Raw genomic sequence first — 19,212 nt, 5'->3', positions numbered from 1 at the left:
CGCGCCGGCACACAGGCGCCCGCACGTCGCGCGGCGAAGGCCGCGCCGTCAATAGGGAGTTGGCATGAAATTCCGGTCGGACCCGGCCACCATACGCGGGTCGATCGCCCCCGTGGTGACGCCGTTCACCGAGGACGGAGAGCTCGACCTCGCGTCCCTTCGGGCGCTGGTGCGCTGGCAGCTCTCGCAGGGATCCCACGGGATCTCCACCGGCGGCTCCACCGGCGAGCCGAGCGCGCAGACCATCGACGAGCGGATCGCGGCGATGTCCGCCGTCGCGGCCGAGACCGCCGACCAGGTGCCGTTCCTGCCCGGCACCGGGTCCGCCAAGCTGGACGAGACGCTGCGCCTCACCGCCGAGGCCGAGCGGCTGGGCGCCGACGCCGCGCTGGTCATCACCCCGTACTACGCGCGGCCGACGCAGGAGGCCCTCTTCCAGTGGTACGCCACGGTGGCCGCCGAGTTCCCCTCTCTCCCGATCGTCATCTACAACGTCCCCTCCCGCACGGCCGTGGACATCGCCCCGGAGACCGTGGCCCGGCTGCGACGCGCGCGTGCCAACATCGTGGGCATCAAAGAGACGACGAAGGACTTCGAGCACTTCTCCCGCGTCCTCAACCTGTGCGGACGTGATTTCCTCATGTGGTCCGGCATCGAGCTGCTGTGCCTGCCGCTGCTGGCCATCGGCGGCGTGGGCTTCGTGAGCGCGGTGGCCAACCTGGCCCCGTCCGCGGTGGCCCGCATGTACACCGCCTACACCGAGGGCGACCACAAGACCGCCCTCGACCTGCACTACGCACTGCATCCCCTGGTCGACCTGCTTTTCGTGGAGACCAACCCGGCTCCCGCGAAGCTGGTACTCGCGCGGCGTGGCCTGATCACCTCAGGCCACGTGCGCCCGCCGCTGATCCCGCCCACTGACGCGGGGATCGCGCGCATCGAAGAACTACTGGCTCAGAGCGAGGGAGTCGCCTGATGAACCTTGAGCACTACATCGGCGGGGCCCACGTCCCCAGCGTCACGGGGGCGACGTTCACCGCCCTGGAGCCCGCGACCAACAAGCCGTACCTGACGGTGTCGGCCGGCGGTCCCGAGGACATCGCCGCCGCCGTGGCCGCCGCGCGCACCGCCTTCACCGAGGGCCCGTGGCCGAAGATGACCGGCGAGCAGCGCGCCGCGGTGCTGCGCAGGATCGCCGCGGCGATCGAGTCCCGCGACGACGAGATCGCCGCGCGGGAGTGCCGGGACACCGGCCTGCCGATCACCCAGGCCCGCGGCCAGGCGCACCGCGCCGCGCACAACTTCCGCTTCTTCGCCGACGTGATCACGACGCTGGGCGAGGAGGTCTACCGCGTGGCCTCGGCGCAGCTCAACTACGTGCTGCGCAAGCCGGTCGGCGTCGCCGGCCTGATCACGCCCTGGAACACGCCGTTCATGCTGGAGACCTGGAAGCTCGCCCCGGCGCTCGCCGCGGGCTGCCCGGTCGTCCTCAAGCCCGCCGAGTGGTCCCCCGCGTCGGCCGGGCTGCTGCCGGAGATCATGGAGGAGGCCGGGCTCCCCACCGGCGTCTTCAACCTGGTGCACGGCATCGGCGAGGACGCCGGCGCGGCGCTCGTGGCGCACCCGGACGTCCCGGTGATCTCCTTCACCGGGGAGACCACCACCGGTCAGATCATCATGCGCAACGCCGCCGACAACCTGAAGGCGCTGTCGATGGAGCTCGGCGGCAAGTCGCCGCTGCTGGTCTTCGCCGACGCCGACCTGGACCGCGCGCTGGACGCGGCCGTCTTCGGGGTGTTCTCCCTCAACGGCGAGCGCTGCACGGCCAGCTCGCGCGTCCTGGTCCAGGAGGAGGTCTACGACGAGTTCGTGGAGCGCCTGGCCGCGCGCGCCTCACGGGTGAAGGTGGGGGCTCCGAGCGACCCCGCCACCGAGCTGGGCGCGCTGATCCACCCCGAGCACTACGAGCGGGTCATGGAGTACGTGCGCATCGGCACCGAGGAGGGCGCCCGCCTGGTCGCGGGCGGCGAGCGGCCCGCGCACCTGCCGGAGGGCAACTTCCTGGGGGCGACGGTGTTCGCCGACGTCACGCCGAAGATGCGGATCTTCCAGGAGGAGATCTTCGGCCCGGTGGTCTCCGTCACGCCGTTCTCGACCGAGGCCGAGGCGCTGGAGCTGGCCAACGCGACCCGCTACGGCCTGGCCGCCTACCTGTGGACCAACGACCTGCGCAGGACGCACCGGCTCGCGCAGTCCATCGAGGCGGGCATGATGTGGGTCAACTCCCAGAACGTCCGCGACCTGCGCACGCCGTTCGGCGGTGTCAAGGCCAGCGGCCTCGGCCGCGAGGGCGGGCACCACAGCATCGACGTCTACACCGAGGCGCACATCGTGCACCTGGCGACCGAGGATCTGCCGATCCCGCGGTTCGGCGCGGCCTGATCGCGTCACCGGACGGCGCCGCCTCCCCGAGGGGGGGCGGCGCCGTCCGCCGTTGTCAGCCGTCGCCGCCGGGCTCGGCGCAGAAGACCACGCCGGAGCCGGACAGGGTCGGCGCGGGGCCGGCGGCGGGCACGAACACCGAGCGTCCGGCGCCGAGGTCCACGCCGTCCGCGCGCGTCTCGCCCGCCACGCCCAGCAGGATGCGCGGCACGCCGCCCTCCAGCCGCGTCTCACCGTCCACCGCCAGGCGCCGCAGCCGGAACTCCGGCGCGGGGGTGTCGAAGGCGCCGTCCGGCCCCGTGCCCGGCGCCAGCGGGCCCGCGTCCGGGTCGGTCACGCGCAGCAGCTCGGCCACGTCGACCGGCTTGGCGGTCAGCCCCGCCCGCACGACGTTGTCGGAGCTGCCCATGATCTCCACGCCGAAGCCCTTGACGTAGCAGTGCAGCACCCCGGCGCCGAGGAACAGCGCCTGGCCCGGGGCCAGCTCGTGCCGCTTGATCATCAGCGGGGCCAGGCAGGCCGGGTCCCCGGGGTGGCAGCGGGCCAGGCGGACCACCAGCGCGTAGTCGGGGTGGTGGACGGCGGAGGCCGCCCAGACGGCCTGCTCGGCGATGTCGCGGCCGTCGAGCAGCGCGGCGAGGGCCTTCAGCGGCGACCCCTCGGCCAGCAGCGCGACCACGTCCTTGAGCCCCGGCACGCCGAGCCGTTCGACCAGCATGGCCGCCTGGTCGGCCGGGCGGAACCCGGCCAGCGCGGTGAACGGGGTGAGCGCGCACACCAGCTCGGGCTTCGCCCACGGGTCGCCGTAGACGCCGCGGGCGTGACCGTCCGCGGCCTGCTCGGCGGACGGGTGGACCTGGAGGGACAGGGGCCTGGCGACCGCGATCAGCTTGAGGAGGAACGGCAGCCGCGCGCCGTGGCGCTCCAGCGTCCGCGCGCCGAGCCCGGCGAGCGGGTCGGCGTCGATCAGGTCGGCGAGGGAGCGCCCGTCCCCGTCGAGCGTCGAGGGGCCGGCCGGGTGCGTGCCGAGCCACATCTCGGCCTCGGGCCCCGGCGAGGGGGCGGGCCGTCCGGTGAGCTCGGCGATGTCCGTGCGCGACCCCCAGGCGTAGTCCTTCAGGGGGTTGGTGAGCAGGTGCAACGTGGGGCTCCTCGATCGGGATGATGCGGGGGGCGGTTCGGGGACTCACCAGCCGAACCGGATATGTGCTGACTTCAGAAGACGCAAGATGACGGAAACGACTCCGAGTACAGCCTCCCACGACCGCCCGCCCGGGGCCGCCTCAGGCGGTGGGGAGTCCGGCGCGGCCCCGTGCCGGCGGCGGACCGGCCGCGCCGCCCGAGGGTCGCTCAGCCCGGCGCGTCCTCGCCGCCCCGCCGGGCGCGCTCCCGGGCCAGCTCGGCCCGCAGCTCGCGGACCTGCTGCTCCAGTTCGAAGATGCGGCGCACGGCCACCAGCGTCATGCCTTCGCCGACGAGGGAGATGGCGTTCTGCACGTCGCCGATCTCGTGGCGGCTGTAGCGGCGCTGACCGCCACCGGATCGTGCGGGGCGCACGACGTCGAACTCGTCCAGCCGCCGCAGGAACGCCTGTTCGACGTTGAGCATGGCGGCGACCTGTCCGACGGAGTAGAGGGGCGCGTGCTCGTCGTCGAACGGCAGCCTCGCCATCGTCGCTCGTTCCTTCCCGGGCGGGGGCCGGGCGGCCCCGGACGTTCTCGCAGGACTTCTCATGAGACGACGGGGCGGACGCCGTCGCCGGCGCCCGCCCCTCGCGTTCCGCTGCGGAGTCGCGGACCTCACGCCTTGATCGACTTGACCTCCGGCCCCTTGTGGATCTCGACCTTGCGGGGGCGCGCCTTCTCGATCACGGGGATGCGCACGGCGAGGACCCCGTTGGAGTAGGCGGCGTCGATCTTCTCGCTGTCGAGGTGCTCGGAGAGGTAGACGCGGCGGGTGAAGGCGCCCATGGGGCGCTCGCGCACGAACGGGCGGTCCTCCTGCGCGTGCTCCTCTTCCCGCGTGGCGCTGACCGACAGCACGCCGCGGTCGACGGTGATCTCGATCGAGTCGGGGTCGACGCCGGGGAGGTCGAACCTGAGGAGGACGTCGTCCTTGCGCCGGACGCCGTCGAGAGCCATGACCCGCGCCCCGCCGTCCCCCGTGCCGAGGGCCTGCCGGGCCAACCTGTCGAACTGCCGGTCGAACTCCTGGATGAACGGATCGATCGACGTCAGCAGCATCCGTGACCACCTCCAGTAGAACAGGCAGGTTTCCTCAAGCCTGCCTTCCCGAAAACCTCTTACTAGAGTTATAAGTTACCGGCGCCCAGATCGCAAGTTCTCGTGCGCGGGATCGCGAGGTCCCGGAGGCGGCCGGGAGACGCGGCTAGGGACGACCGCCGACGCCCGTGGCGAGTTCGTGGAGGCGGCCCTTCAGGCCGGACTCCGGCTCCAGGGGCGGGGTGTCCATGCCCGCGCCGCCCTCCATGCCCGCGACCACCTCGCGGACGGCCTGGAGCGCGGTGTGGCGGGGCGTCCAGCCGAGCTCGGTACGGGCGCGCGTCGTGTCCATGACCGGGATCTTGAGCGCCATCTCGACCAGGCCCGGCGAGGCCGGGACCAGGCGCAGGTGCCAGGCCGCGGCCGTCAGCTCGCGGATCATCCACGGCGCGACGGGCACCAGCCGGGTCCTGAGCAGCTCGGCCAGGTCGGCGGGCTCCAGCACGGGGTCGGCGGCGAGGTTGAACGGCCCCGAGACCGGGCGCGTGACGGCGAGCCGGTAGGCCTCGCCCGCGTCGTCGGAGTGCAGGGCCTGAATGCGCAGGCCGGGGACGTCCGGCAGGAACGGCACCCAGCCGGGCCGCACGAGCCGCTGCGGCACCAGGGGCCCGGCGAACAGGCGGCGCTGCTGGGTGGCCGACTCGCGCTTGAAGATGAACCCCGGGCGCATGCGGACCACGCGGATGCCGGGGTGGTCGTTCTCGAAGACGTCGAGGACGCGCTCCAGGTACGCCTTCTCGCGGGCGTAGGCGGCGCGGGGCCAGCCGTGGGTGGGCCAGCTCTCGTCCACCGCGCGGTCCTTGGGGCCGGGCGAGTAGGCGCCGACCGAGGAGGCGTGGACCAGGGCCGGCACCCCGGCCTCGGCGACCGCGCGGAAGACGCGCATGCCGCCGAGCACGTTGGCCCGCCAGGTGACCGCCGGGTCGCGGGTGGGCTGGAACAGCCAGGCGAGGTTCACCACGGCGTCCGCGCCGGTGAAGAGGTCGGTGAGGTCGTCGGTGGCGATGTCGGCGGCCCGCCACTCGGTCCTGCCGGGGCGCCACCCCGGCAGGCGGCGCGCGACGCCCACGATCGCCTCGACGCTCGAGTCCCGCTCCAGGGCGGAGATCACGCTGGTTCCGACGTTGCCGGTCGCCCCCACCACAATTACCCGCATATCAGGCTGCTCCCCGCTTGGCCTGCGGCTAAACCGCGCCGGTGTCCGGCCGGGCGCGGACGATCAGTCCCTTCCCCGGCCGGTCAGCAGGTCGCGGACGCGGTCCACCAGGCCCGTGCCGGGCGCCAGGAGCTTGCCCGCGGCGGGACTGCCGGGCGCGGCGGGATGGGGCCGCGTCGGACCGATCTTCTTGATCATCCGGATCTTCCCGCCGAGGCTGATCAGGTCCTCGGGCTCGGCGTAGCGCACCAGGTCGGGGAAGATCCGGCTCTCCTCCTCGCGGACGTGGTGGCGCACCTCGGCGACCAGCCGGTCGAGCAGGTGGTCGAAGACGGGGTCGCCGGGCTCGGCCTTCTCCAGGTCCTTCATCAGCCGCTCGACCTCCGCGTGCTCGGCCACCGCCCGGTCGGCGAGCGCGTCCCCGTCGGGAAGGTGCCTGCGCGCGGCCGGATACAGGTACGCCTCCTCGGCGACCGCGTGCCCCACCAGCGCGATGATCACCTTCTCGGCCAGTTCCTTGCGGCGGTCGTCCCGTCCGGCGCCGCGCAGCGCCTCCAACTCGGCGAACATCTCCTCCACCTGTCGGTGATCGGTGGTCAGGACGGTGATGACGTCCCCGCTGTGCTCCATCACGAACTTCGTCCTCTCTCGCGCTCGGCCCACCTCGCCACGGGCCCGGCGGCGCGACCGGGGGCCCGTTCCCGGTGCGGTGCGCACGCGGTACCCGGCCCACCTCAGCGGAAACATCCGCCAGAACGGGACGATCGGCTATACAGCGCTCCTGAGGGGGTAGCCGTCCCCGATACGTCCACTCGGGGAAGAGGAGCCATGAAGGCGGTTACCTGGCACGGCAAGCGCGACATCCGGGTCGAGGAGGTCCCCGACCCGGTCATCAAGGAGCCCACCGACGCCATCATCAAGATCACCTCCACCGGCGTCTGCGGCTCGGACCTGCACCTGTACGAGGTGATGGGGCCGTTCCTGCAGCAGGGCGACGTGCTCGGCCACGAGCCCATGGGCATCGTCCAGGAGGTCGGCTCCGAGGTGACCCACATCGCGCCCGGCGACCGGGTGGTGGTCCCGTTCAACATCGCCTGCGGCGACTGCCACATGTGCGGGCTGAAGCTGTTCGCCCAGTGCGAGACCACGCAGGTGCGCGAGCACGGCACCGGGGCGGCCCTGTTCGGCTACACCAAGCTGTACGGCCACGTGCCCGGCGGCCAGGCGGAGTACCTGCGGGTGCCCCAGGCGCACTTCGGCCCGATCAAGGTCCCGGCGGGGCCCCCGGACGAGCGGTTCGTCTACCTGTCCGACGTGCTGCCCACCGCCTGGCAGGCGGTCGCGTACGCGGACGTGCCCAGAGCCGGCTCCGTCGCCGTCTTCGGACTGGGCCCGATCGGGCAGATGGCCTGCCGCGTGGCCCGGCACCTCGGCCACCGGGTGATCGGGGTGGACGGCGTCGGCGCGCGCCTGGAGATGGCCCGCCGCCACGGCGTCGAGGTGATCGACGCCCGCGACGTGCGGGACCCGGCGGAGGCCGTCCGCGAACTCACCGGCGGACGCGGCGCCGACTCGGTGATCGACGCGGTCGGCATGGAGGCGCACGGCTCCCCCATGGCGAAGCTCGCGCACGCGACGACCGGGCTCCTGCCGGACGCGCTGGCGGCCCCGCTCATGAGGAACGCGGGCGTGGACCGGCTGGCCGCGCTGAACCAGGCCATCGACGCCGTGCGCCGCGGCGGCACCGTCTCGGTGGTCGGCGTGTACGCCGGCATGGCGGACCCGCTGCCCATGATGCGGATGTTCGACAAGGGCGTCACCCTGCGCATGGGCCAGGCGCACGTCAAGCGGTGGATCGACGACCTGCTGCCCCTGGTGAGCGACGAGGCCGACCCGCTCGGCGTGCTGGACCTGGCCACGCACCGCCTTCCCCTTGACCAGGCGCCGCACGGCTACGAGATCTTCCAGAAGAAGCGGGACGGCGCGATCAAGGTGCTGCTGTCGCCCTGACGTCCGGGGGCGTCGTCACACGAAGGCGTAGCACTCCACCTCGGCGCGGCGGCGGGTGAGCCCGGCCTTGACCAGGTACGCGACGCAGCGGCGCTCGCGCTTGTTCAGCTTGAGCCGGCCGCAGACGGTGATGCCGGAGTACGTCCGGCAGTCCAGGCGGGGGTTCCACGCGCCGACGCGGTACCGGGTCTTCACCGCCTGGCGGCACTGCCGGCGCGCCCTGCGGGTGTCGGCGTAGCGGCACTGGCGCAGCAGGATCCTGTACTGGGCGGCGGACACCTCCGTCCTGGCGGCCGGCCCCGCTCCTCCGCCTCCCCCGCCGCCGCCCCCGGTGACGATCGCGTGCGCCGCCGCGCTCCCCGGGACCACGACGGGCGCCGAGGCGGCGAAGACGAGCAGCGCGGCCACGGCGAATGTGCGCTCCATCATGCTGTCCCCCTTGGCCAACGAACACGCGCCGCTCGCGCGGCCGGGCTCCCGGGGGTCAACCTGACGATACCCGGACATGCCCGGAAAAACGCATGTGACGAGCTCAGCGCTGCGGCGCGGCGTCCGCGTCCGCGTCCGCGTCCGCGAGGACGGCTAGCACGGTCTCGGCGATGAGCGCGTGCCCCGAGGCGGCGGGATGGTCGCCGTCGTCGGCGAGCAGCCCGGTGACGTCACGCCCGCCGTCCGGCCCCTTGAAGGCCGTGTAGAGGTCGGCGTACAGGGCCCCCGCGGCGGCGGCCGACGCGGCGAGCGCCCCGTTCACGGCCACGGTGAGCCGGTCGCTCCCCGCCACGTACGCCGGCCCCCGGGCGCGGCCGGCGGCGCCGTCCAGGAAGACGTTCCAGTAGCCGGTGAGGACGACGCGCCCGCCGGGGCCGCGCAGCGCGCGCACCTTGGCCAGGACGGCGTCCACGCCGGTGCGCAGCCGGGCCAGGGCGTCCTGGTGGCAGGCCAGGCGCGGGCCGCACGCCTCCTCCTCGGCGAGGGCGGGGTCGAAGTCGTTCGCTCCGATCGTGATGATCGTCAGGTCGGCGTCCGCGACCGCGGTCCGCACGGTGTCGTCGTCGAGCAGGTCCAGCAGACCCTCGCTGGTCAGGCCCGGGACGGCGAGGTTGGCGTCGCGCACCCGCGTGCCCTGGCTCCGGGCCAGGCCCTGCCCGACCAGGGCGACGAAGCCGTCGCAGTCGCACCCCGACCCCGCGGGCACCGAGTCGCCGAGGCCGAGGACGGAGCTCACGCGCTCCGTCCCGGCCCGGTGCGCCGCCGCGCGGGCGACGGCCGTGCCCGGCGCGCCGGAGGTGGTCAGCACGTCCAGCGCCACGCCCGACGCGCCCATCAGGGACGGCAACGACAGCAGGGACAGCAGCGTCACGGCCGCGCGGCGCGCGGGCCGCGCCGGGCCGGACGCGGGCCGTGCGATCAACGGCGACCTCGGGGCCATGGTGAGAGAACCTACTCCCCCGCATGCCGTCTCGCCGGGAGTCACACGCGGTCGCGCGGCGCGTCGTGCCGCGAGCGCGCGGGACACCGGGAGCCGTCCAGGCCGGAGCCGGGTCAGCCCGACTCGTTGAGGAGGTCGGCGAGGACGGCGGCGTTGCTGATCTTCACGTCCTTGGTCGCGGTGAGGAGCGTCACCGGGGCCTTGTCGTGGAGGATCGTCCGCAGCCGCTCCATGGCGTCCCGATGCCGCGAGTCCCGCAGCTCGGCGAGGTAGCGCTTCCTGAACTCCTGATACCGGGCCGGGTCGTGGCCGTACCAGGCCCGCAGCTCCGCCGAGGGGGCCACGTCCTTGAGCCACTCGTCCACGTGGGCCTCCTCCTTGGACAGGCCCCGTGGCCACAGACGGTCCACCAGGACGCGATCTCCGTCCTCGGCGGCCGGGTCTTCGTATACGCGGCGCACACGTACAGGTGATGACATGTTCTCCCCCGTCCGCTGCGGGCGACCGCGGGCGCACCGCGGGTCGCCACCCGCTGACATCCCGAAATATGCCCATTTAGCCCGCATTTCACCCGAACCAGCCCGCAGGAGCGCGCTGTGACGCGGATCACATCGTGGGCGCTACGGGACCCGCGCGTCCAGGACCGTGTCCAACCGGCCGTCGTAGGCGGCCAGGAGCAGGCGCGCCGCGTCGGCGTCCAGGTCGCGGGCGATCATGACGACGGCGGTCTTCACCTCGTGCCCGGCGGCCGCCAGCACGCCGCGGGCCGTGGCCACGTCGGTCCCGGCGATCTCCCCCACGATGCGCGCCGCCCGGTCGACGAGCTTGGAGTTGCTCGCCGACACCTCGACCATGTAGTTGCCGAACGTGCGCCCGCACTTGATCATCGAGATCGTCGAGATCATGTTCAGCACGAGCTTCTGCGCCGTGCCCGCCTTCAACCGGGTCGAGCCCGCGACCACCTCGGGACCGACGACCACCTCGACCGCGTGCTCGGCGGCCTCCGACAGCGGCACGCCCCGGTTGCAGGACAGCCCCACGGTCAGCGCGCCCAGCCGGCGGGCCTGCGCCACGGCCGCCAGCACGAACGGCGCCCGGCCGCTCGCCGACAGGCCCACCACCGAGTCCAGCGGCCCGGCCCCGGCCTCGCGGATGGCCGCGGCGCCCGCCTCGCCGTCGTCCTCCGCGCCCTCCACCGAGCGGACCAGCGCCTCGGCGCCCCCGGCGATGATGCCGCGCACGACCTCGGGATCGGTGCCGAACGTCGGCGGGCACTCGGAGGCGTCCAGCACCGCGAGGCGCCCGCTGGTGCCCGCGCCGACGTACAGCAGCCGGCCGCCCTGCCGCATGCGCGCGGCGATGTCCTCGATCGCGGCGGCGATCGCGGGGACGGCCTCGGCGACCGCGGCGGGCACGGTGGAGTCCGCGGCGTTCATCAACCGGGCGATCTCCTCGGTCGGCAGGCGGTCGATCCGCCGGTACCGCGGGTCGCTCTGTTCCGTGGTCGCCAGGAGTGGTCGGGTCATGCGTCCTCATTCCAAGGAAGTGGGCGAAAGGGTCGGGCCGGCCTCAGGCGAGCGAGCGGCCGTAGAGCCAGAATGCGCGTTCCACCCGGGCTCCGACGGCCTTGGCGTAGAAGCCGATCGGACCCACCCAGGCGATCTGGGCGGAGGCGTGCCCCGCCTTGGCCAGCTCGTCCAGGCAGCGCCGCAGCAGGACCCTGCCGACGCCGAGCCCGCGCGCGGCCTCGGCCGTCCCCATCGGGCCGAACCACGCCGGCCGGGTGCCCCAGGCGGCGAATCCCAGGATCTCGCCGTCCCTGACGGCGTAGTGGCAGCCGGCGGCCTGCTCGGCCTCCCACGCCCAGGCGTCGTTCCAGTGCGCCCGCACGAACGCGGCCACCTCGCCGCGGTCGCCCGAGGGCGCCGCGTGCAGGGTCACGTCCGCCGCGGCCAGGCGGGCGAGGTCCCCGTCCCCCGCCTGCCCCCAGGGCCGCCCGGACGGCTCCAGGCCGACGGACATGTTCCAGGCGGTGTGACGACGCTCGTACCCCAGGCTCTCGGCCAGCAGGACCGCGGGGGTGTAGCGGACGTCGATGCCGGGCCAGGCGTAGCAGGGCGGGTTCCCCGCGAGGCTCACCTCCTGGACGCCGTGCTCCCGCAGCCAGCCCTCGGCGGCCACGACCAGCGCCCTGCCGAGGCCCCGGCCCCGCGCGGCCGGGCGCACGGCGAGCAGGTCGATGTGCCCATGGCCCCGCACCGGGGACGTCGAGGCGAACACCGCCCCGTCGAGGCCGGGCGTCACCAGGGCCGTCCAGGCGCGGCCCGCCGGAGGGGCCGACAGCCGGGCCACCAGGGCGGAGGCCTCGGCCGCGTCCAGGTGCAGCGACTCGCGCGCCAGCTCGCCGACCGCGGGCAGCTCCGTGGGCGTGGCGACCCGGACGCCGGTCATGAGATCCGGGCTCCTCACGCGGCCTCCTCGGGGATGACGCTGCGCCGCGCCGGGTGGTAGCAGGCGTGCTCGTGCGGCGCCGCCTCCGCCGCCGGTCCGGCCACGCGGACCAGCGCGGGCGGCTCGGCCGTGCACTCCTCGGTGCGGAACGGGCAGCGGCGGGCGAACAGGCAGCCGGTGTCGGGACGGCGCTCGTCCAGCGCCTCGGTCGGCACCACCCGGTCATGCCCCGGCCGTTCGAGGCCGTGCAGGACGGGGATCGCCGACAGCAGCGACTGCGTGTAGGGGTGCACGGGCCCGGAGATCACCGACTCGGTGAGCCCGCGCTCGACGACCTGCCCCCGGTACAGCACGTACAGCTCGCCGGAGTCGCCGATGTAGCGCGCGGTGGCGATGTCGTGGGTGATGAACAGCACGCTCACCCCGAGCCGCTCGCGCAGGTCCTTGAGCAGGGCGAGCACGCTCAGCCGCATCGAGACGTCGATCATGGAGACCGACTCGTCGGCGACGAGCATCTCCGGGTCCACGGTCAGCGCGCGGGCGATGACCACGCGCTGGCGCATGCCGCCGGAGAGCTGGTGCGGGTAGCGGCCGAGCACGTACCCCGGGTCGATGCCGACCAGGGACAGCAGCTCCTCGGCCCGGTCGTCCACCCAGGAGGACGGGCGGCCGGTGCGGCGGGCGCGCAGCGCCAGCGGCGCCTGCAGGGTCTGGTGGATGGTGCGGTTCGGGTTGAGCGCGGAGTACGGGTCCTGGTGGATGAGCTGGATCTTCCGGAACTCCGCCTGCCGCTGCTTGTGCCGCAGCGACGACATCGGCGTGCCGTCGATGACGATCTCGCCGGCGTCGTAGGTCTCCAGCCCGGCGACGATCCGGCCGAGCGTGGTCTTGCCGCAGCCGGACTCGCCGATGAACGAGACCGCGCCGCCCCGGGGGACGGCGAAGTCGACCCCGCGCAGCGCCCGCACCTCGCGTCCGCCGAGGACGTCGCCGCGCTGCCGGTAGGTCTTGGTGATGCCGGTGCCGGTGATCACGCGCGCTCCTCCCGTCCCGCCGCCACGGCGTGGCAGGCGACGGTCTTCTCCTCCACGGCCACCCGCGGCGGCTCGGTGGTCTCGCAGATCTCCATGCGCAGCGGGCAGCGCTCCCGGAACACGCACCCGCGCGCGGGCAGCGTGCCGAGCGTCGGCGGGCGCCCCGGCAGGGCCCTCGCCTGCGCGGGGTCGCCGGACAGGCGCGGGATGGCCCTGATCAGGCCCTGGGTGTACGGGTGGGCGGGGGCGCCGAGGACGTCCATGGTGGGGCCGTGCTCGACCACGCGGCCGCCGTACATCACGGCGAGCCGGTCGGTGACCTCCGCGGCCACGCCGATGTCGTGGGTGATCATCAGCGTGGTGAGCCCGCGCTCCTTGTGCACCTCGCGGACGATGCGCAGGATCGTGGCCTGGGTGATCATGTCCAGCGCCGTGGTCGGCTCGTCCAGGATCGCCAGGCGGGCGTTCAGCACCAGCGCGAGCATGATGCCGACCCGCTGGCGCATGCCGCCCGACAGCTCGTGCTGGTGGGAGTCCAGCACGCGGGCGCCGTCCAGGCCCATGCGCTCCAGCAGCCCCCTGGCGTCCCTGACCAGCGCGGGCAGGTCGTCCACGCCGTGGGAGCGGCCGAGATCGAGCACCTGCTTGCCGACCGTCTTGAGCGGGTTCAGCGAGTTCTGCGCGGCCTGGAAGACGTACCCCAGGCGCCGGCCGCGGGCGTGGCGCAGCTCGTCGCCGGCCAGCCGGAGCACGTCGCCGAGGCCGTCCACCTCGACACTGCCCCCGGCGATGCGGCCGGGCGGCTGGACGGCGTTCAGCAGCGACAGCGCCAGCGTGGACTTGCCGGAGCCGGACTCGCCGACGATGCCGGTGATCGTGCCGGGGGCGATGGTGAGCGAGACGCCGCCGACGGCGGGCAGCTCGCCGAGCGGGGTCTTGTAGACGACGGTGAGGTCGCGCACCCGCACGCCCGGCGGGGGGCCGGGGTCGGGACGGTGGGCCCCGGCGGTGCCGCCCGGGGAACCGCTGGAGGCCGACTCGGCGCGGGAGCGCCTCAGCAGCCGCGTGGCGTTCATGGTCACCCGGGTCACTCCTCACGCAGCCGTGGGTTGAAGATCTCGTCCATCGCGTCGACGACGAGCACGATGCCGAGCGTCAGCAGCAGGATGGCCAGCAGCGGCGCCAGCAGGTACGGCAGCGCCGCCGCGCTGGTCAGGGCGCCGCCGCCGAAGACGGCGAGGTTGAGCATCACGCCCCAGTTGTTGGAGTCGAACGGCAGGACGCCGAGGAAGAACAGGCCGACCTGGGCGTAGATGGCGCCGGTCACGGCGATGAGCATGTTCATCGCGATGTACGGCGCCATGCCGGGCAGCAGCTCGCGCACGATGACGTGCGGGGTGGACAGGCCGAGCCCCCGCGCGGCCTCGATGAAGCCGCGCTCGCGCAGGGAGAGCGTCTGCGAGCGCACCGCCCGCGCGATGCCGCCCCAGCCGAGCAGCCCGAGCACGAGGCCCATCTCCAGCGGGCCCTCGAACTTCCACACCGTGGACAGCACGAGCAGCAGCGGCAGGCCGGGGATGGTGAGCTGCAGGTCGGTGACGCGCATCAGCACCGTGTCCCAGCGGCCCCGGTGGAACCCGGCGAGCAGGCCGAGCGCCGTGCCGACCGCGACCGTGATCAGCGCCGTGGCGAGGCCGGTGAGGATGACGTACCGGGAGCCGGTGACGACCAGCGCGAGCACGTCGGTGCCCTCGAAGTCGGTGCCGAACGGGTGGGCCAGGCTCGGCGGCGCGTACAGGGCGTCGTCGTCGCGCGGCAGGTGGGCCGGGTACAGCAGGGGCCCCACCAGGGCCATCAGCGCGAACAGCGCGATGATCACCACCCCGGCGATCCGGCTCGGCTTGCGGCGCAGCACGCGGGCCACGCCCCGCCAGAAGTTGCGGCGCAGCGTGGCGCGGGCGCTCCCGCCGCCCTGGCCGTCGGGGAGTATCGCCGTCACGGTCATGCCGCGCCTCCCGTCCGTACCCGGGGGTCGATCACGGTGTACAGCAGGTCGGCCGCGATGTTGGCGATGACGACCGCGATGGTGGTCACCAGGAAGGCGCCGCCCATGAGCGCGTAGTCGCGGGCGCCGATGCTGTCGACCAGCAGCAGGCCGAGACCCGGGTAGTTGAAGATGCGCTCGATGAAGATCGCGCCGCCGAACAGCATGCCGAGCGACAGGGCCAGGATCGTGAACAGCGGCAGGATCGCGTTGCGGGCGACGTACCGGAACAGCACCCACCGCGACAGTCCGCGCAGCTCGGCGGCCAGGATGAAGTCGTCGCCGAGCACGGTGGCCACGCTGGACTTCATCGCCAGCACCCAGCCGCCGTAGCTGGCCAGCGCGTACGTCAGCACGGGCAGGGTGGCGTGCTGGACCAGCGAGGCCAGGTAGGGGCCGTTCAGGCCCGGCGGGAACTCGACGTCGACCGGGCCGCCCGCGGGCAGGATCGGCCACAGCGTCGTGAAGATGGCCAGCATCAGCAGGCCCAGCACGTACTGCGGCACGCCGTGCAGCAGCGAGCCGGAGATGGTCAGCAGGTCGCCGAGCTTGCCCGCGCGCTTGATGCCCGCGTAGACGCCGAGGGTCACCCCCAGCAGGAAGCTGAGCAGCGTGCCGCCGAGCACGGGCAGGATCGTCCACGAGGCGGCGGAGCCGAGCAGCGTGGTCACCTCGGTGCCGGGCGTGCTGAGCGACTGGCCGAGGTCCAGGTGGAGCAGCGCCTTCATGTAGCCGACGTACTGCTCCCACAGCGTGCCGGTGGGCAGGAAGCCGTACAGCACGGCGGTGGCGCGCTCGGCCTGCTCGGGGGACATGCCCCGCTCGATCAGCGCCTCGTACTGTCCCCGGACGGGGTCGCCGGGGATGTTGCGGATGATCACGAAGCTGATCGTGGTGACCACCCAGATCATGACGAGCCCCCTGACCAGGTGGCCGGCGAGCCGGCGCCTGACCGGATGGCCCTTCTTCGCCACCGGGGCGGCCTGCGGCTCCGCCGGGTCGTCCCGGGTGCCGTCGCGGGTCGCGGAAAGCTTCATGGGCTACTTCTTCTCGATCATGCCGAGCTGCATCCACACGCCCGCGGGAAGGCGCAGCGCCTCGCTGTCGTGGGGAGGCCAGCCGGTGTAGCGGGACGTGTTGACGAACTGGGTGTTGACGTAGTCGTAGAGCTGGATGACGGGGAGCTGCTCGTTCGTCAGCCTCGCGAGCGTGCCGACGATCTTCTTCTGCTCCTCGGGGGTCGCCAGGTTCAGGCGGTTGGTCAGCTCGCCGGGGTTCACCCCGCCGATCTTCTCCGGGCCGCCCATCCAGTTGCCGTCCTTGCCGGGCGGCGAGTGGGTCAGCCGGCCCGCGAGCAGGGACCAGCCGTTGGCCGAGCCGTAGAGGCGCTGGTAGATGTTGTACGGCGACGGGCCGAGCGCCATCAGCCAGAAACCGACGTCGAGCTTGCCCGAGGCCAGCTCCTCCAGGTAGAGCGTGTAGTCGGCGGATGTCGTCACGCTCGCGTCGATGCCGTGGTCGTTGAGCTGGCTGGTGATCGACTTGGCCGCGGCCACCCAGTCGGAGAACTCGGCGGGCACCGTCAGGCGCACCTGCCACGGCTTGCCGTCCGCGAAGCCCCACTGGCCCTTGCGCTTGACCATGCCGGCCGCCCTCAGCTCCTGGTCCGCCTTGGCCGGGTCCACGTTGTACGGGTTCAGCCCGGCGAGTCCCGGGCCGAGCCACGCCTTGGCGGCGCTGCCGTGGATGCCGGTGGTGGCGATGGACGGCGTGCCCGCCTCGGGCGAGGCCACCCTGGTCACCTGGCCGCGGTCGATCAGGTAGGCCAGCGCGCGGCGCACGTGCGCGTTGTCGTACGGCTTGCGGGACTGGTTGAACGCCATCGACGCCGCCACCGGGGAGTAACCCTTGCGGATCTCGTTGCCCGCGGTCGCCTTGATCCGCGCCATGACGGCGGCGGGGACGGCGGTGAAGGGGGCGCTGTCGAGCTTGCCGGAGACCAGGTAGTTCCAGATCTGCTCGTTGCCCGTGTAGTTGAGCACCTTCACCTTGTCGGGCACGATCTTGGCGGCGTCGTAGAAGTACGGGTTGCGCTTCAGCAGCGCGGCGCCGGGGTTCACGCGCTCCAGCACGAAGGGGCCCGCCGAGACGTCCTGGCGCGGCGAGAAGGTGATGACCTTCTGCGACAGACCGGTGATCTCGGTCTTGGCCTTGTCCGCGGCCGGGCCCGTGCCCCGGGCGTCCTGGAGCGTGCGCCAGAAGGTCGCGGGCAGCAGCCCGCCGTACACGTGGTCGGGCACGACCACCGTGGAGAGCACGTTCCTGAGGAAGGCGTTGCTGCGGTTGGCCCCCTGGGTGATCTTGACGGTCTTGTCGTCCACGATCACCACGTCGGCCGCGGCCCCGGCCGCGCCCGCGTTCACCGTGTAGGCGCTGCCGCCCTGGGTATAGGCCAGGCCGATCGAGGTGCGCACGTCCTTGCTGGTCACGGGCTTGCCGTCCGACCAGCGCGCGTTCGGGCGCAGGTGGATCACGACCTCGCCCTGGTCGGGCGTGGCCGACCAGCTCCCGGCCAGGCCGGGGTAGAACAAGTCGGGGTTCATGAGGTCGTTCTTGGGCCAGCCCAGGGACATCGTGTCGTAGCCGACGAACGTGCTGCCCTGCGGGTTGAACGGGTTGATCGGCGCGCTCGCGTCGATCTGCTTCGCGCCGTCGATCGTCGTGTAGATGCCTCCCGACGAGGTGGTCCCCGTGGTGCCGCAGGCGGTGGCTGTGGCGACCACCGCGAGGGCGGCGATCGCTGTGAGTCGCTTCATGAAGTGCTCCAGGTCCCCGATTGCCAGGACCATACGGGCGCCGGGACAGGGTGGGCAAATTTTTTCGCTTCGACAGCCTAGCATGAAGCTAACTTTTAACCCCCCTTCTACCTGGGAAGACTCCCCCGAATCCCCCTTCGCGCCCTCCGGACCGCCGCCCGGATCGACGACGACGCGCTCCCGTCCGAAAGGGCCGGGGGAAGCGGACGCGGGAGGGGACGGCGCGCGGAGGATCGGCGCACGGCGCGCGGGAGGTTCACCCCGAGAGATCGGCGCGCGGAAGATCTACACACGAAGAGGTGGCCCGGGAGAAATGGCGACGCGCGGACCCTCGGAAAGATCGACGAACCCGGTCGCGCGGGAGTGGAGACGCCGGATGGGGTGGATGGGGTGGATGGGGTGGATCCGCCATGGATCAGGCCATGCGGGCGACGGGGGGTTGCCGAGGGTCAGGCCATGCGGGCGACGCCGCCCACGGCGCCCGCCTCGCCGGGCCTGGCCAGAGGGACATCGGTGTCGGGGCGCCAGTCCTGCAGCGGGACGACGCCGGGCTCCACCGGCTCCAGGCCGTCGAAGAACGCGCGCACCTGTTCCGGCGAGCGGGATCTGGTCCCCGGCACCGCCGTGCGGCTGAACACCCGCTCGCCCGCCGACTGCTGCTCGTCGCTCAGCTCGCCGATCGAGCCGTGCGAGATCACCAGATGGCCGCCCGGCCCGAGCGCGGTCTTCAGGGTCGCGACGATCCGCGCGGCCTCCTCGTCGTCCGGGACGAAGTGCAGCACGCCGAGCAGCAGGATCGCCACGGGCCTGGTGAAGTCGAGGTGAGCCCGGATCTCCGGGCGGGCCAGCAGGGCCTCGGGGTCGCGCATGTCGGCGTCCACGGCGATCACCCGGTCGTTCTCGGCGAGCAGCGCCCGGGCGTGGGACATGACGATCGGGTCGTTGTCGACGTAGACGACGCGGGACTCGGGGACGAGCTCCTGGGCGACCTGGTGCACGTTCCGCTGCGTCGGCAGCCCCGCGCCGATGTCCAGGAACTGCCGGATGCCCTGACGGCTGAGGTAGGTGACCGCGCGGATCAGGAACTCGCGGTTCTCCCGGGCGATGTCACGCAGGTTGGGCAGGATCTCAATGATCTTCTCGGCCGCCTCGCGATCGGACGCGAAGTTGTCCTTGCCGCCGAGATAGTAGTCGTACATCCGCGCGACACTCGGTGTGTACGGATCGACTCCCGCCGGCGCCCTGACCTCGCCCACGCCACCCTCACCCACCGATTCGCACTCAGACACCCTTAGAGATCTTAATCCACCACTCCCCCCAAGCAACCCCCATACCCGACGCACCAGACATCACCTGACAAACTGCCAACCCCCCTGTCATGCTCCACAACCCCGACCAAACCCCGCGATCCCACCCATCACCCGCGCCAACAGCGGGCGCAAACCTCAAGCAGCGAACGCGACGACCACTCCGAACAGCGACCATGCCAGGCGCTGCACGTCCGCGATCTGACCTATCAGGCGCTCGAGCCCCACCCTCCGGTAAAGC

General features: G+C 72.8%; 19 protein-coding genes. 3 read left to right on the top strand and 16 right to left on the bottom strand.

Translation table 11 applies throughout. From position 1 onward, the window contains the following. Nucleotides 1-64: 64 nt before the first annotated feature. Nucleotides 65-976 (top strand): 4-hydroxy-tetrahydrodipicolinate synthase, encoded by a 912-nt coding sequence (dapA, locus tag BJ981_RS20425; protein ID WP_184612893.1) that lies wholly within the window; start codon nucleotides 65-67, stop codon nucleotides 974-976. Next, nucleotides 976-2,442 carry a 5-carboxymethyl-2-hydroxymuconate semialdehyde dehydrogenase gene (gene hpaE, locus BJ981_RS20420; protein WP_184612892.1) on the top strand — a complete coding sequence of 489 codons (1,467 nt, stop codon included), beginning with the start codon at nucleotides 976-978 and terminating at the stop codon, nucleotides 2,440-2,442. The genes dapA and hpaE overlap by 1 nt, the downstream gene beginning before the upstream one ends. Before the next feature lie 55 nt (nucleotides 2,443-2,497). Here hpaE and manA read toward each other — a convergent pair whose 3' ends face one another. The 5 genes from manA to BJ981_RS20395 form a co-directional block, all read right to left on the bottom strand. After that, entirely contained in the window at nucleotides 2,498-3,583 is a 1,086-nt protein-coding gene (gene manA / locus BJ981_RS20415; RefSeq protein ID WP_184612891.1) for a mannose-6-phosphate isomerase, class I, read from the bottom strand. A 209-nt stretch (nucleotides 3,584-3,792) separates the two neighbouring features. Beyond that, a complete protein-coding gene (locus BJ981_RS20410) occupies nucleotides 3,793-4,113 on the bottom strand; it encodes a MerR family transcriptional regulator (protein ID WP_184612890.1) in 321 nt (106 codons plus the stop codon). Between the two features lie 128 nt (nucleotides 4,114-4,241). Then, entirely contained in the window at nucleotides 4,242-4,685 is a 444-nt protein-coding gene (locus tag BJ981_RS20405; protein ID WP_184612889.1) for an Hsp20/alpha crystallin family protein, read from the bottom strand. Between the two features lie 145 nt (nucleotides 4,686-4,830). Next, on the bottom strand, nucleotides 4,831-5,880 hold the full coding sequence (locus BJ981_RS20400) for an NAD-dependent epimerase/dehydratase family protein (RefSeq protein WP_184612888.1): 1,050 nt from the start codon (nucleotides 5,878-5,880) through the stop codon (nucleotides 4,831-4,833). A 63-nt stretch (nucleotides 5,881-5,943) separates the two neighbouring features. Continuing rightward, nucleotides 5,944-6,510, bottom strand: coding sequence for a hemerythrin domain-containing protein (locus BJ981_RS20395; protein ID WP_184616275.1), 567 nt, complete (start codon nucleotides 6,508-6,510; stop codon nucleotides 5,944-5,946). Between the two features lie 198 nt (nucleotides 6,511-6,708). Here BJ981_RS20395 and BJ981_RS20390 point away from each other — a divergent pair, with 198 nt between their 5' ends. Then, a complete protein-coding gene (locus BJ981_RS20390) occupies nucleotides 6,709-7,890 on the top strand; it encodes a zinc-dependent alcohol dehydrogenase (RefSeq protein WP_184612887.1) in 1,182 nt (393 codons plus the stop codon). 15 nt (nucleotides 7,891-7,905) lie between these two features. Here BJ981_RS20390 and BJ981_RS20385 read toward each other — a convergent pair whose 3' ends face one another. The 11 genes from BJ981_RS20385 to BJ981_RS20335 form a co-directional block, all read right to left on the bottom strand. Next, complete coding sequence (locus tag BJ981_RS20385; RefSeq protein ID WP_221314739.1) at nucleotides 7,906-8,319, bottom strand: hypothetical protein; 414 nt, start codon at nucleotides 8,317-8,319, stop codon at nucleotides 7,906-7,908. A gap of 103 nt (nucleotides 8,320-8,422) precedes the next feature. Further along, nucleotides 8,423-9,319, bottom strand: a complete 897-nt coding sequence (locus BJ981_RS20380; protein WP_184612886.1) for an SGNH/GDSL hydrolase family protein — start codon at nucleotides 9,317-9,319, stop codon at nucleotides 8,423-8,425. Between the two features lie 113 nt (nucleotides 9,320-9,432). Next, nucleotides 9,433-9,780, bottom strand: coding sequence for a DUF488 domain-containing protein (locus BJ981_RS20375; RefSeq protein ID WP_239139749.1), 348 nt, complete (start codon nucleotides 9,778-9,780; stop codon nucleotides 9,433-9,435). A gap of 159 nt (nucleotides 9,781-9,939) precedes the next feature. Next, nucleotides 9,940-10,845, bottom strand: coding sequence for an N-acetylmuramic acid 6-phosphate etherase (gene murQ, locus BJ981_RS20370; RefSeq protein WP_184612884.1), 906 nt, complete (start codon nucleotides 10,843-10,845; stop codon nucleotides 9,940-9,942). Between the two features lie 43 nt (nucleotides 10,846-10,888). Continuing rightward, entirely contained in the window at nucleotides 10,889-11,788 is a 900-nt protein-coding gene (locus tag BJ981_RS20365; RefSeq protein ID WP_239139750.1) for a GNAT family N-acetyltransferase, read from the bottom strand. Beyond that, nucleotides 11,785-12,804 (bottom strand): ABC transporter ATP-binding protein, encoded by a 1,020-nt coding sequence (locus BJ981_RS20360; RefSeq protein ID WP_184612883.1) that lies wholly within the window; start codon nucleotides 12,802-12,804, stop codon nucleotides 11,785-11,787. The genes BJ981_RS20365 and BJ981_RS20360 overlap by 4 nt, the downstream gene beginning before the upstream one ends. Beyond that, the gene (locus BJ981_RS20355) at nucleotides 12,801-13,880 is read right to left on the bottom strand and encodes an ABC transporter ATP-binding protein (RefSeq protein ID WP_184616272.1); all 1,080 of its coding nucleotides are present in this window, start codon (nucleotides 13,878-13,880) and stop codon (nucleotides 12,801-12,803) included. Before BJ981_RS20355 ends, BJ981_RS20360 begins: the two co-directional genes overlap by 4 nt. A gap of 11 nt (nucleotides 13,881-13,891) precedes the next feature. Next, the gene (locus BJ981_RS20350) at nucleotides 13,892-14,809 is read right to left on the bottom strand and encodes an ABC transporter permease (protein ID WP_184612882.1); all 918 of its coding nucleotides are present in this window, start codon (nucleotides 14,807-14,809) and stop codon (nucleotides 13,892-13,894) included. Then, nucleotides 14,806-15,885, bottom strand: coding sequence for an ABC transporter permease (locus tag BJ981_RS20345; RefSeq protein ID WP_184612881.1), 1,080 nt, complete (start codon nucleotides 15,883-15,885; stop codon nucleotides 14,806-14,808). The genes BJ981_RS20350 and BJ981_RS20345 overlap by 4 nt, the downstream gene beginning before the upstream one ends. 3 nt (nucleotides 15,886-15,888) lie before the next feature. Then, a complete protein-coding gene (locus BJ981_RS20340; RefSeq protein ID WP_184612880.1) occupies nucleotides 15,889-17,664 on the bottom strand; it encodes an ABC transporter substrate-binding protein in 1,776 nt (591 codons plus the stop codon). A 449-nt stretch (nucleotides 17,665-18,113) separates the two neighbouring features. Next, nucleotides 18,114-18,920, bottom strand: a complete 807-nt coding sequence (locus BJ981_RS20335) for an SAM-dependent methyltransferase (RefSeq protein WP_275422347.1) — start codon at nucleotides 18,918-18,920, stop codon at nucleotides 18,114-18,116. Nucleotides 18,921-19,212: the final 292 nt, after the last annotated feature.

It is taken from the genome of Sphaerisporangium krabiense, assembly GCF_014200435.1.
Lineage (GTDB): Bacteria > Actinomycetota > Actinomycetes > Streptosporangiales > Streptosporangiaceae > Sphaerisporangium > Sphaerisporangium krabiense.
This window is presented reverse-complemented; position numbering and strand designations above follow the sequence as displayed.